The 13,625-nt window shown below is 45.2% G+C and carries 10 protein-coding genes; 1 reads left to right on the forward strand and 9 read right to left on the reverse strand.

Translation table 11 applies throughout. The annotated features are described in order from the left end of the window. Positions 1-26: 26 nt before the first annotated feature. Genes ED312_RS20780 through ED312_RS20795 form a run of 4 tightly spaced genes read right to left on the reverse strand, consistent with a single transcriptional unit; the run spans position 27 to position 4,802 of the window. Positions 27-1,271 carry an NAD(P)/FAD-dependent oxidoreductase gene (locus tag ED312_RS20780; RefSeq protein ID WP_123217942.1) on the reverse strand — a complete coding sequence of 415 codons (1,245 nt, stop codon included), beginning with the start codon at positions 1,269-1,271 and terminating at the stop codon, positions 27-29. Between the two features lie 14 nt (positions 1,272-1,285). After that, entirely contained in the window at positions 1,286-2,290 is a 1,005-nt protein-coding gene (locus tag ED312_RS20785) for a 4-hydroxyproline epimerase (protein ID WP_123217943.1), read from the reverse strand. A gap of 3 nt (positions 2,291-2,293) precedes the next feature. Beyond that, on the reverse strand, positions 2,294-3,862 hold the full coding sequence (locus ED312_RS20790; RefSeq protein ID WP_123217944.1) for an aldehyde dehydrogenase (NADP(+)): 1,569 nt from the start codon (positions 3,860-3,862) through the stop codon (positions 2,294-2,296). A gap of 25 nt (positions 3,863-3,887) precedes the next feature. After that, entirely contained in the window at positions 3,888-4,802 is a 915-nt protein-coding gene (locus ED312_RS20795) for a dihydrodipicolinate synthase family protein (protein WP_123217945.1), read from the reverse strand. Between the two features lie 136 nt (positions 4,803-4,938). On the opposite strand from ED312_RS20795, the gene ED312_RS20800 reads away from it, so the two are divergent. Then, positions 4,939-5,781, forward strand: coding sequence for an AraC family transcriptional regulator (locus ED312_RS20800; RefSeq protein ID WP_123217946.1), 843 nt, complete (start codon positions 4,939-4,941; stop codon positions 5,779-5,781). An 83-nt stretch (positions 5,782-5,864) separates the two neighbouring features. Here the strand turns inward: ED312_RS20800 and ED312_RS20805 are convergent, their stop codons facing one another. From ED312_RS20805 to ED312_RS20825, 5 genes are all read right to left on the reverse strand, one after another. Continuing rightward, complete coding sequence (locus tag ED312_RS20805; protein WP_123217947.1) at positions 5,865-7,463, reverse strand: RagB/SusD family nutrient uptake outer membrane protein; 1,599 nt, start codon at positions 7,461-7,463, stop codon at positions 5,865-5,867. A gap of 12 nt (positions 7,464-7,475) precedes the next feature. Next, a complete protein-coding gene (locus ED312_RS20810; protein WP_123217948.1) occupies positions 7,476-10,469 on the reverse strand; it encodes a SusC/RagA family TonB-linked outer membrane protein in 2,994 nt (997 codons plus the stop codon). Positions 10,470-10,812: 343 nt separating this feature from the next. After that, positions 10,813-11,541 carry a hypothetical protein gene (locus ED312_RS20815; RefSeq protein WP_148044344.1) on the reverse strand — a complete coding sequence of 243 codons (729 nt, stop codon included), beginning with the start codon at positions 11,539-11,541 and terminating at the stop codon, positions 10,813-10,815. Positions 11,542-11,672: 131 nt separating this feature from the next. Beyond that, positions 11,673-12,377, reverse strand: coding sequence for a LytR/AlgR family response regulator transcription factor (locus tag ED312_RS20820; RefSeq protein WP_170164583.1), 705 nt, complete (start codon positions 12,375-12,377; stop codon positions 11,673-11,675). Next, positions 12,374-13,540 (reverse strand): sensor histidine kinase, encoded by a 1,167-nt coding sequence (locus ED312_RS20825; RefSeq protein WP_123217951.1) that lies wholly within the window; start codon positions 13,538-13,540, stop codon positions 12,374-12,376. The genes ED312_RS20820 and ED312_RS20825 overlap by 4 nt, the downstream gene beginning before the upstream one ends. Positions 13,541-13,625 lie beyond the last annotated feature (85 nt).

Raw genomic sequence — 13,625 nt, forward strand, 5'->3', positions numbered from 1 at the left:
GTTGCCATCTAAAAAGCCACAAAAGCTTATTTAAACCGTTCCGGCCTCAGAGGTGATAAATCCATAAGCGGTTTTTCATCGGTTACCAACTGTTTGACCAGTTTACCGGTTACAGGCCCGAGACTGAACCCCATCATGGCGTGGCCGGATGCCACGGTGAGATTGTTGTACTTTGCCGTTTTCCCGATAAACGGCAGTCCGTCCGGAGACACGGGTCGCAACCCGGAAACTGCCGCAGCTCTTTCCCCGGCATTAATTTCTATTCCGCTGTAATACTTTGTTACGGCATCGGCAATAGCCTCCACACGTTCTTTCCGGACATAATCATTATTACCGGAAAACTCCATACTTCCTGCAAACCGGGTAAAACCCTGCATGGGGGTTACGGCTACCTTGGCCTCCGTTAGTATGGCAGGCATGGTGATGCCGGTTTCCCGCTTTACATTCATGCTATATCCTTTACCTCCCTGTACCGGAATATACAATCCCAGTTTTTTAGCCAGGGGAAATGTCCAGCTTCCGGCAGCGAGCACAAACTCATTACCTTCGTAAGTTTCCCGGCCGGTCTGTACCGCGACAATTTTATTCCCCGAAGTCCTGATATCCGTAACTTCCTGGTGTAACCGGAACTCAACACCCTTTTTAACGAGCCATTGTTTCAGGTTTTCCATGAATTCATTGGGGGTGATATGCCTGTCGCATTCGTACAAAACCGCTCCGCGTACACGGTCGGAAAATACAGGCTGCAGGGCGCGGAGTTCCTCCTTGTTCAGGCATTTGGCTTCGAGTCCTTCTTTCAGGGCCCTTTCGGCAAGATGTAATTCTTCTTCTTCGGCTTTTGCATCGCTATAAACCATCAGGACACCTTCGCGACCATAATGAAATTCAAAGTCCAGGGAATCCAGCATAGCTTCGTACAGGTCCCTGCTCTTCAGGTTGAGTTCCTTAATCACGGGAATGGCATCTTCTACCCGCTGTGCCGTAGCCGACCTTTTGAAAAGGAGTCCCCATTTTATAAAATCCGGGTCCAGGCGTGGTTTTATGTACAGCGGGCTTCTGCTGTTGAACATCCACCGGAGCCCCTTGCTGACCATTCCCGGAGCGGCCAGTGAAATAATATGGCTTGGGGTAAGATAGCCCGCATTGATAAAAGAGGCACCCGCAGAAATATCCCCGCGGTCTATTACGGTTACCTGATGTCCTTCTTTTACCAGGTAATATGCCGAACAAAGTCCGGCTATTCCTCCACCTATGATAATTGTCTTTCTCAATCTTCTATGCTTTATTACAGGACCTGGAAACCATGGGCATACGGATCGTCCTCATCATCAATAATGATCGTGTTGTATCCCGTTACTTTGGCCCAGCCTTCTATACTGGGCACTATAGCCTTTTTACCGGCGAGTTCGCATTCTTCTTCTATACGACCGATAAATTTACTTCCTATGATACTTTCATGAATAAATTCATCCCCTTTTCGGAGCTTGCCCTTGGCATACCACTGTGCCATTCGCGCCGAAGTCCCCGTACCGCAAGGAGACCGGTCTATGGCTTTGTCCCCGTAAAAAACAGCATTCCTGGCTGTACTTTCTTTATCCAGCGTAGCCCCGGTCCACAGAATATGGCTCAAACCGTTAATGGTCGGGTCTTCGGGATGTACAAAGGTATGCTTCTCGTTAATACGGCTGCGCATTTCCCTGCTCCAGGCTATCAGCTGGCTGGCCTGATAATGCTCAAGCCCTCTGAAATTCTCCTGGACCTCGACAATGGCATAATAATTTCCCCCGTAAGAAACATCGACTGTTAAGCTACCGAGATCCGGGCATTCCACAGTAATATTCTCCTCTGCCAGGTACGACTGTATATTGGTCAGCCTTACGGAAGTGACTTTCTTTCCTTCCTGTGTATAGGTAACCTTCACCAGTCCGGCCGGTGTTTCCAGGCGCAGATTTCCGGGTACTTTGGGGATTACGAGTCCCTCCTCTATCATCACCGTCACGGTCCCGATAGTGCCATGACCACACATAGGAAGGCAGCCACTGGTCTCTATAAAAAGAATACCGACATCATTTTGCGGATCGGCAGGCGGAAACAAAATGCTTCCGCTCATCATGTCGTGGCCGCGGGGTTCGAACATGAGCCCTTTGCGGATCCAATCGTACTCTTTTAAAAAATGCTGACGTTTTGCACTCATGGTGGCACCTTCTAAAAAAGGGCCACCGCCGGCAACCACTCTTACCGGGTTACCACAGGTATGTGCATCTACACAAAAAAAGGTTTTTCTCGCCATTGATTACACAGCGTTTCTGGTCACTTTTCCGTTTATGGTTCGTATAATCTGTAAAGGATTATTATTTTGTAATGCCTTGGGCAATAATGCATCCGGCCAGTCCTGGTACGATACCGGACGTACCCATCGTTTCACGGCAGTGAGACCTACGGAGGTGAATTTACTGTCCGATGTCGCCGGAAAGGGTCCGCCATGTGTCATTGCGGCGCAAACATCCACGCCGGTAGGAACGCCGTTGAAGATCAACCGTCCCACACGGCCTTTCAGAGCCTCGATGGTTTCGGCAAATTCGTATAATTCCGCTTCATTCTCATTCAGGACCGTACCGGTTAACTGCCCTTCCAGGTGTTCCAGTACTTCCGTAAGTTGTGCCTTATCCTCGCACTGAACAACAACTGAAAACGGCCCGAATACTTCTTTGTGGTAAGCCTTGTTCTTTAAAAACACCTCTCCGTCTACCGAAATAACATGCTGTAAAGCATAATTCTCCCCGATTTTCAGATCAGGTGCGGCTACTTCATTGTATCCGGACTGAGACAATACATATTGTTTATTTTTATCGTATTGTTGTTTGATACCGGGATGCAGCATACAGGTCGGGGCTATATTGGAAATTGCTTCTCCGAGCACTGTGGTGAATTTATCGAAAGCTTCGCTTTTAATTCCCAGTATCAGCCCGGGATTGGTACAGAATTGTCCGGTTCCGGCGGTGATAGATCCCGCGTACTGCTCTGCCCAGAATGCAGCTTTTTCCTGTAAAGCGGAAGGCAGGACAACCACGGGATTAACACTTCCCATTTCAGCATATACCGGTATGGGCTCTTCCCGTTCGGCTGCCAGTTTGCACAATGCAGTTCCTCCATTGATACTTCCGGTAAAGCCTACGGCTTTTACCAGGGGGTGCTGTACCAGTGTCCGGCCGACCTCGATACCTTTACTGTTAAGATTGGAGAATACTCCATCCGGCATCCCTGTTTTTTCGGCAGCTTTGATGATCGCCGAGGAAACCAGTTCTCCGGTCCCCGCGTGCAGAGGATGTGATTTAACAACAACCGGACATCCTGCAGCCAGGGCACTTGCAGTATCCCCGCCTGCCGTGGAAAAAGCGAAGGGGAAATTACTTGCCCCGAAAACCACTACGGGCCCCAGGGGGATCTGCATGCGGCGGATATCGGGTTTCCCTTCCGAAAAATTGAGAATAGCTTCTACCCATGAGCCTTCCCTGAGCATTGTGGCAAAAGCCCGGAGTTGTCCGGTAGTACGTGCAAATTCACCATTGGCACGCCCTTCGGGAAGACCGGATTCTTTTCTGTAAATAGCAGTAAGGCTTTCTTTTATGGCCTCCAGTTCTGCTGCAATTGCATCCAGAAATGTTGCCCTGTCCGTATCGCTTGTATTCTTATACGTTCTGAAAGCTTTTGCGGCCAGAGTGACCGCCTTGTTTACTTCTTCATCCGTAGCTTCGTAAAACACGGTATCATTCTCCGAATTCGTTTCCGGGTTTACGGTTTTGTAGGTTACTTGTCCTATAGCGGAAAGCTCTGCTCCTATATAATTTTTACCTGTAATCATAGCTTTCTTGTTTTAGGGTTTAGTATTATAAATTTAAATAATCCGGTAATTCCGGGCGGGTTTTCATGGCCTCGTCTATGATGGCCAGAACTCTTTTCCGTTCTGCTCCCTGCAACGGCAAACGGGGTGCTCTTACATTTTCCGTACCGATACCGGTCGCCACCTCGGCCAGTTTGATATTCTGGACCAGCTGCGGGGAAATATCCAGTTCCAGTAACGGCATAAACCACCGGTAGATGGCTATGGCCTCATCCAGTTTACCGGCTTTTACCAGCTTGTATATGGCTACCGTCTCTGCCGGATAGGCATCCACGAGCCCGGCCACCCATCCGTCCGCGCCGGCAGCCAGACTTTCAAGTGCCAGCGTATCTACCCCTCCGAGTATCTTCAAACGATCCCCGAAACGGTTTTTAAAGCGGGTAACATTGGTAATATCCCTTGTAGATTCTTTTACTGCCTGGATATTCTCCAACTCCAGAAGTTCCTCGAACATATCCTGAGTAACTTCTATTTTGTAATCTACCGGGTTATTGTAGATCATTATAGGGAGTGAGGTGCTTTTTGCGATTTCCTTGAAATACACTACAGTTTCATAATCCGTGGCCTTATAGCGCATCGGAGGGAGGATCATCAGCCCGTTAGCTCCCAATTGTTCTGCTTTTCGGGCTACTCCGATAGCTTCCCTGGTACTTTGTTCGGCGATATTGATTACTACCGGTACCTTTCCGTCTACAATTTTCAGTGTTTCTTTGATAAGGGTTTCTTTTTCGTCACTTGTCAAAGTACTGGCCTCTCCCAGGGTCCCCCCTAGGATAATACCACTTACACCTGCAGCTAACTGCGCTTCGATGTTTTTTTTGAAAGTGACCAAATCTAACTGGTCGTCGTCAGTAAACTTTGTGGTTACTGCTGGCATTACGCCTTCCCATTTTAGTGTCATCTTAATTAATTTTTCAACAAAAATAAAGGTTATGAAAAAGCCCGGATAAATAATTATTAGCACATACTAATACTATATTACCACAAATATTGACTTACACGTGATTTTTTAGTAATATTTACAAAAATTTAATGTTTTGAAAGTCCTCCCCTTTAAAATCCCGAAGCCCGAACAGGAAGCCCTGGTGTACCAGGAAGACCATGAAACAGCTTTTTATGACCAGCTCCATCAGCATGAAGAAATCCAGATAAGCTTCATTGTCGAAGGTGCCGGGTCACTTATTGTAGGTGATACGATTAATCATTACAAAAAAAATGACATCCTTATCATCGGGGAAAATATCCCGCATGTATTCCGCAGCGACCTGCAGGCATCTCCCCGATCTGTAATGTACACGCTTTTTTTCACCAAAACGTCTTTCGGAAAAGATTTTTTCACTATTCCCGATTTAACGGATACACAGCTCTTTTTTAAAGAGGCGGAATACGGTATCAAGATCCTGTCCGGGCAGAAAAAGATCATCAAACGTTTTAATAAACTGAAAAAAGAAAGCAAGATAGAGCGTATAGGCTCTCTCTTAAAAATCATCCGTCTTATTACGGATGCCGAAAAACAGCCTTTGTCTTCTTTTGTATACCGAAAAAAATATACGGATGATGAAGGGAAGCGCATGAGTGCGGTATTTGAGCATGCCATGGAGCATTTTAACGAAGTAATTTCTCTGGACGCTGTTGCGGAAAAAGCCAATATGAGTAAAAATGCTTTTTGCCGGTATTTTAAAAAACGTACGAACAAGACCTTTTTCCAGTTTTTGATCGAGATACGGATCGAACATGCCTGCAAACTGCTTTATCGGAACCCGGAGCTGTCTATCTCTATTATTTCGGAAATGTGCGGATTTCAGAACATCACCAATTTCAACCGCAAGTTCAAAGAACTAAAGCACATCACCCCATCCCAGTACAGGGCACGGTATTAGCAAAAAAGCGAATGAAAAACATTCGCCTTTTTGCGTGCCGGGGGCACGAAACTAATCAAATTACTATGAGAACTTGGTTTATTTCAATATCCGGTATTCTGTTTTAAATTGGCATTGGTATTCAATTCCTCCAGGCCGATAGGAAAAAGCACGGTATGGTCTCCCTGGGGTTTATGGTTATACCAGTTTTTGGTCTGGAAGACCCCGAAGCGGATAAGATCGGTCCTTCTTCTGGCTTCGCAGGCGAATTCCCATCCCAACTCGTCGAGAAACCGGCCGTATTGTACGGGGGACTGATCACCGGGTTCATCTATATTTCCCTCCGTATCCAGTGTGCCGTATTCCATTGTGGTATCTCCTTCCAGCTCGGCACCGGTAACCACAGCGTCTTCCGGGTTATCAAAGGAACGCATCCTTATTTCCGAAACTATCTGTGCCGCTTCCTCGCTGCGCCCCATACGCAGCAGGCACTCGGCTTTCATCATCAGTACATCGGTATACCGGTAGAACGGAAAATCATTGCTTAATGCGCCTGTGGCCCCTTCCTCTATTTCGTATTTTCCGCAACGAAATCCTTGCGTAGCCTCACAAAATTCCAGGCTCGGCATCTCTTTGGTCAATGTCATCACCACATTTCCGCTGTTTATATTCCGTTGGTCTCCCATAAGCCAGGTATCCTGCAACCGGTTATCCCCTTCTTCATAACTGTCTATAAACTGCGGATTGCAGCTGGAGCCTCCCCAGGGCTGTGCCTCCATATTGAACACATTTCGGTGTCCCGGAAGCAGCATTTTCATATGGGCAGTCCATTGCCCTGCATATATGGCATCATACGGGATGGCAAAGACCATTTCCGGATTTTTATCATTTTGAGTGGCAAAAATATCTTTATAGCTTGAAGCAAGACTGAATTTCCCGTCGTTGATAATGGCATCACAGGCATTGATGCATTTTTCCCATTGCGGAGTACCGGTATATATTTCCGCATTGAGATATATTCTTGCCAGGGTATGATATGCTGCATATTTGGTCATCCGTCCGTAAGAGATCGTTGCCACACTATCGGTAAGCGAGGGGACGACTTCCAGTAACTCCGCTTCTACAAAATCAAATACTTCTTTCCTGGTATTCTGCACGGGTAATTCCTCTCCGTAATCGGTTATTATGGGGACATTACCATGTGTATCCAACAGCATGGAGTAGTACAATGCACGTAATGCGCGCATTTCGGTTATTATCTCGGCAGATTGTTGTTCATCTACGGGGATCAGTCCGGATTCTACCTGGAGAATCACCCGGTTTATACTGTTTATACCACGGAAACAGGAGCGCCAGGTATTTGTGGGCTGCCATTGCAGGTTATCCCATTTATGCCAGTGCATTCTTTTATACACCCCTCCGTCATCCCAGCCGTTGGGCCGGGTAGGTGTTACTATGATGTCGGCAGATTCTTCCTGAAGGTCGAAATATCCCTGCCAGTCCATCACAAACCGCAACGGCGTGTAGGTAGATGCCATAAGCGCTATGATATCTGATTCGGCAGGTACGAAAGTGTCTTCCGTAACCTCGGAAAATACTTCCTCGTCCAGGTTGGTACATCCCGTAAGGACCAATACCGACACGATAGTCAACATCCATATTCCCGTCTTCTTAATCTTCGTATATTTTACAAAAAATTTCATAGCTGTCCGTATTTAAAAAGTGAGGTTGATTCCTAATGAAAAAGTCCGGGTAGAAGGGTATTTGTCCCTTTCGTCAATACCGGGGTCCAGCCCATCCGTATCGACCTCGGGATCGATACCTTTATATCCGGTGATCGTTGCCAGGTTTAACCCGGTAGCATATATCCTGAAGTTCTCCACGAACTTAAGTGTTGATTTCGGCAACGTATACCCTATAGTGACGTTATCCAATTTGAGAAAGTCTCCGTCTTCTACATAATAACTTACCAGTCTCTGAACATCATTCAGCACCACTTTTCCGTATATCTTGTTATAGGCGGAATTAAGTGTGTTGTAATCCACCGTAGGATTTTCATAGTACATTCTCGGGAAATTGAGTATCTGGTAACCGAAAGCCCCCCTGATATTGACATTAAAATCCCAGTTTTTGTATTGTACGGTGTTGTTCCAGCTGAAATAGGATTTAGGGAGGCCGTTCCCCATAACCTGCCGGTCTTCGGAAGTGGCTTCCGTGGAGGGGACTATATCCCCGTTGCGTGTTTCTATCAGCCATATGCCGTCATCGGTTATATCAACACTTTTCCACCCGAAGAAATTACCGATAGGCTGACCTTCCTGTACCCTGTGTGTACTTACCTGTATGGGCTCACTGGCATATCCGGTATCAAAAAAATCATTGGTCAGCTGAAATTCGGCATTGGACAGGGAGGCGATCTCGTTACTGTTCGTAGAATAGGTAAGGTTTGCCGTCCACTGAAAATTATCGGTTTTAACCGGTATGGCAGTCAATAGTATTTCCAGACCTGAATTTTTAATCTCGGCTACATTGGCACTCATTTGATTGTAAAAATACGGGGGTGTAGGCACGCTGTAATTATGCAGCGAGTTCTTTGTCCTCCTGCTGTAATAATCTACCGTACCACTTATCCGCCCATCCAGGAAACCGTAATCCAGACCGAAATTGACTTCCTCTTTCTTCTCCCATTTCAGATTGGGGTTAGCATTCCGGTTGGGGACCAACTGGCGTATCCACTCCCCGTTATACAAAAAATAGTCACTATAGGTAAGTCCGCTCAAAGATTGGTAATTGCTTCCGGCATTGATTCCGGTTACCCCGAACCCGGCGCGGAGCTTCAGGTTATCCAGCCAGGTAAAACTGTCCATAAAAGATTCTTCATGAATACGCCAACCTGCGGAAACCCCGGGAAAATACCCCCATTTATTGTTTGCACCGAACCGTGAAGACCCTTCACGCCGCAAACTGGCCATAAGAAGATAGCGATCGTCAAAATTATAGGTTACCCTGGAAAAGAAAGCTATGAGTTTATTGGAATTCTTATAACTTCCCATTCCGGCCCTGCCTTCTTCGAGCCATTTCCCGGTGCCGATGTTGTTATATGTAAATCCGTCCGTCGGAAAGTTACTGTTGTTTGCCCAGAAACCTTCATTCATTTCGTCCTCATAGTTATACCCCACCAGGGCAGTTACTTTATGTTTACCGAAAGATTGGTTGTAATCGAGGGTAAGCTGACCATAATTGTTGATGTAGTTATCAGCTCCCCTGGAAGCAAAACCTCCCTGCGAATATTTTACTGTAGAAACGTGGTTCTTAGTCTGGTAAAAACCTCTTATTTCCGAGTTCCCCCTGCGGGCATATAAGGCCTTGGCTGTGAAATTATCGTTGATCTTATAACTGGAACTGAAATCGAAACGAACATTTCTTTCCCTGTTTTCTCCTAGGGTTTCCATGATATAAGCCACGGGATTGTCATAAAAATATTCATCCCGCTCCATCCAGGTGCCATCCGGATTTTTCACCGGCTCCGTAGGGTTCCGTATCAAAGCCTGCCGGTAGATATACGGATTAAAACTGGTACCGTCGCCGAGGGCATTATATACCTGTTCACTGACTATAAAACCGACAGTAGTTTTAAGCTTGTTGTCAAACATGGAATGAGCGACATTTACCCTTCCGGTGTATTTTCTATTGTCCGACTTCAGAAATATCCCTTCTATATCCCTGTAGTTCAGGGACGCCGTAAGGCTGGTACTTTCGTTCCCTCCCCGAAAAGTAAGGTTATGAACCTGGCTGTAGGCGTTCCTGGTTATCTCATCCAGCCAATCGGTATCGGCCCCGTAATCCTTTACATTAGCACCGACAAAAGTATATCCTTCTTCCCATCTTCTACGGAGGTCAGAAGCATTCATAAAGTCCAGTTCCCTGGCAATCGTAGACAGAGAAGCATAGCCGTTATACTCTATGGTGGGTTTCATGTTATAACCACCTGATTTGGTAGTAATTATAATAACCCCGTTAGTACCCCGTGTACCGTAAATAGCCGTAGCGGAACCGTCTTTGAGTACATCAATGGACTCGATATCTTCGGGTGCAACGGTATTCAGGCTTCCGGGTACCCCGTCTACAAGGACCAGCGGAGCTGTCCCCCCGGATAAGGAAGATATTCCTCTTAATTTTACCTGCGATCCGGAAGTAGGATCTCCCGAAGGTGTGGAAATAGTAAGTCCGGCAACTTTACCCTGGATAAGTTGTGCCGCATCTTTCACATTACCCTGAATGAAATCTTCCGATTTCACCGAAGCTACTGCACTGGTTACATCGGCCCGTTTCTGTGATCCGTAACCTATGAGCACAACTTCATCCAGCTTCTGAAGGTCTTCCTGCAAAACGACATTTATTGTAGTTTGCGACCCTACTTCAGTCTCTGTGGTCTTGAACCCCATATACGACACCACCAGTACCGATGTTTCCGATTGTACGGTAATTCTAAAATTACCGTCAAAATCGGTGACCGCACCGTTAGATGTGTTTTTTTCCTGTACGGAAGCCCCACCTATGGGGATCCCCTGATCGTCTTTTACCGTACCACTTATAACCTGCTGGCCGAAAGTGGTAAAAGAACAGCATAGGAAGAAAAGAAAATACCAGGATTTTCTCCTGAAACCATCCCTGCTAAAGAACTTAACGGATAAGTTTGTTTGTTCCATAATTAAAATTTTACCGGTTAGATTTTGCTTTAGTTAGCCTCACATTGTTCTTAACAAACAGAGAATGTTCGACACAAACTACAACGTGTATATTTAACACTTGTAAAAGTATAATTACTCGGAACCAGGAGGTATTTAAATATTAGCTAATCCTGGTACTATCTTATCCATTTATCAATGAAATACCCCAAAATAAAGAGTAAAATTCACACAAAAAGCCAAATTGATAAATAAAAAACACTATTTATTGGTTATTGTTGATAAAAGTTAAATGACATTATCCGGTACAGGATAACCAGGAGCACTGTCTGCTGAAAAAAATGTATGTACATTTGATCTTTTTTTATTCCCCAGCATGGGGAAACAGGCTGAGTTCCGCACTGTATACCCATAATTCGGATTCAATATTTTTGATCAACCCTTCGTATTTGCGTTCCGGGTTTCCGGATTCCGATATACGGAATATCCCATCACACAATTTCAGATCTTCTGTTCTATTCAATGCTATAAAGAGTAAATAGGTGGCCGGATTGCCCCCTGAGACTGTTTTCATCCAGATAAAGGACAACCCTCCGAGCCTTTTACTCAACTGCGGTTTGACCTGAGCCAGATAGGCCATTATATTCTTCCCGTCGTCCGTACCGTTAGTATGAAGATAATACACCTGCAAATATTTACTCTTGTACCAGTCCGCCTTATAGTTACTGTACATCGCCAGGATTTCTTTATACGACCCTGAAGGATTTTTCACGTAAGGCAGCCAGTGTATCCGGTTGTACTGTGAATTTTCAGCACCATCTACCTTCCAGTCATCGAAATCCGCCCATGTATGATCCGGTGTGGCATCTACAAAGCGGCCCCTTCTGCTACCATTTTGTACAAACCAGCCTATCCAGGACCAGTCGTCCCCCTGTGCCCGCTGCCATTCCAGGTCACGGGTATACCCGTTTATAAAAGCATCTTCCTTATCTGTCCGGATATCGTATTCGAAAAAGGCAAAAACGTTCTGCTGCCCGTATACGGACATCATACCGGTAAGTGCAAGTCCTGCAAAAATCATTATTGTTTTCATTTGTGTCAGCTTTTTTGTTACTATACAATTGTTTTCCGGATCAAAGAAAAAGAAAACCTCCCGGGAAAAGAGGTGTAAACTTGTAAAGTGTAGTATAAGCTTCCGAACCGTACGGCAAGATATCCTCTATATCAGTCCAGGGATATTATCTGCAATATTTCCTTTCTTTTATTCCGGCTCAGCGGTACAATATCTCCTCCCCGCAGAACGAGAGAATAGCTGTTGGCCTTTTCCTTTTGTACCCGTTGTATTTCAGTAAGGCAGACAACATAGGACTTATGAACGCGGTGAAAGTTATCCGGTAATATCTTCAGAAGTTGGTTCAGTGGTTTGTCATAAAGTTTTTTTCTCCCGTCAAGCAAATGCAGTTCGGCATAAATCCCGGATGCCCGAATGAATTTTACACTTCCCGTTTCTACGAATTCCAGGCCCTTTTTACCTTTTACGCACAGACGCTTTAAGTTTCTCTCCCGGGGCGGAACCCCCTCCAGGTACCGGCTGATAGCCTTAGCTATACGTTCCTTTCTGAAAGGTTTCCCGATAAAATCCATCACCCCGTATTCATATGCTTCGATAGCCCTGTCGGTATATGCGGAAACAACGATAGTATGAAACGGTTCTGCAATAAATGTCTTCAACACCTCATAACCGTCTCTGCCATGCAGGTTGAGATCCAGAAAAAGTAAATCAATCGGGTTGTTTTTCAGATAGGCTTCTGCCTCCCCTACAGAATATACCTTGCAGATATGCACCTGAACCGCTGTAACTTCCTGCACAAACCGTGTTAAGCGATTTGATATCAGTACTTCATCTTCACAAATCAAAATCCGTATCATAAAAAGATCTTTATTACAGCCATCCATCCTCCGCGACATGGGAAAGACGAAAAATCAAATTTCTTTCCATAGGATTCTTCAAGCCTGGACACTACATATGGAATCCCCATACCTCTATCTGATACTGCGCCATTACCGGCCCCGTCATTAAATATGGTGTATTGCCGGGAGTTTTTGTCTTTCTTTTCGCTTATGGTAAAATTTCCGGTTCCCCGGTTTTCGTAGCCATGTGTAATGCCGTTTTCTACCAGGGTAAGAAAAACTCCCGGGGGTATGCTTTCTTCTTCGTCCAGGTTTTCGGTATTTAGATTAAATACTGCATTTTTCCTGACAGCCATAATACCGAGATAATGCCGTACCAGCTTCAGTTCGTCTGTTACCGGTATCTGTTTTTTATGGCTTATCGTGGAGAACAGTTCAAATTCACCTGATAAATCTTCCAGAAAAATACCTGCCTTTACAGGATCGGTTTCCACCAGTTCCTGCAATGAGGTAAGGGAATTAAACAGAAAATGGGGCTGAATACTTTTTTTCAACAGCTGATTTTCCAACCGGAAGGACCTCAACAAAACCTGCTTATGTTCCTTTTGTTGCCTGGCAAGTTCTATCCCTGTTGATAAAAACATACAAAAAATAAAAAAAATGATCCCTATAAAATACCCATAGGGCATATATCCCGTCACCCTTAATATTACACATAGTGAAAAGCCTGTAACACCACACAGGACGATGCCGACTTCCCTGTTCTTTTTCCAGGCCCATAAGGTCTGAAGGAATGCAACTCCAAGGCTCATCAAAATATAGGTGTTTTCTTCAAGTATAAAAAAAGAGACGGCAGACATCCCCAGCAACAATATCACCATATACCTCTTGTATGACAGGGCAAAGTGATATAAAAGGAAGGTATTTAACGAAACCATTCCTAACAGCACAGACAGGTAAATGAAATCTGATGTCGTCAACGGAACAAAAGGGACAAGTTTTTCTCCTTCCGGAAAGGTCTTCAGGTAGATTTTAAAAATATGGAAAAGACAGTAAAAGGCAAAGAAGAGATATGCCGCCCTTTTGTGATATCCGAAATAAAGGACCAAGTTAAAACAAAAAGTAGTTCCCAAAACGGATGTAATAATAAGAAGGCTCTCATGCGGGTTAAAAGTCATCATAAATCCTCATTAGCACGAGTTCGACGGGTCTGTAAATTAAACTCTGTCTGGTTGTTCTCCCCTGCGGGGGGTACCCCCCGCAGGG

The sequence above is a fragment of the Sinomicrobium pectinilyticum genome (assembly GCF_003725735.1).
GTDB lineage: Bacteria > Bacteroidota > Bacteroidia > Flavobacteriales > Flavobacteriaceae > Sinomicrobium > Sinomicrobium pectinilyticum.

Coding starts and splice junctions, on each gene's coding strand:
- ED312_RS20785 (WP_123217943.1), bottom strand. CDS start 2,290: ATGGCGAGAAAAACCTTTTTTTGTGTAGATGCACATACCTGTGGTAAC.
- ED312_RS20790 (WP_123217944.1), bottom strand. CDS start 3,862: ATGATTACAGGTAAAAATTATATAGGAGCAGAGCTTTCCGCTATAGGA.
- ED312_RS20795 (WP_123217945.1), bottom strand. CDS start 4,802: ATGACACTAAAATGGGAAGGCGTAATGCCAGCAGTAACCACAAAGTTT.
- ED312_RS20805 (WP_123217947.1), bottom strand. CDS start 7,463: ATGAAATTTTTTGTAAAATATACGAAGATTAAGAAGACGGGAATATGG.
- ED312_RS20810 (WP_123217948.1), bottom strand. CDS start 10,469: ATGGAACAAACAAACTTATCCGTTAAGTTCTTTAGCAGGGATGGTTTC.
- ED312_RS20815 (WP_148044344.1), bottom strand. CDS start 11,541: ATGAAAACAATAATGATTTTTGCAGGACTTGCACTTACCGGTATGATG.
- ED312_RS20820 (WP_170164583.1), bottom strand. CDS start 12,377: ATGATACGGATTTTGATTTGTGAAGATGAAGTACTGATATCAAATCGC.
- ED312_RS20825 (WP_123217951.1), bottom strand. CDS start 13,540: ATGATGACTTTTAACCCGCATGAGAGCCTTCTTATTATTACATCCGTT.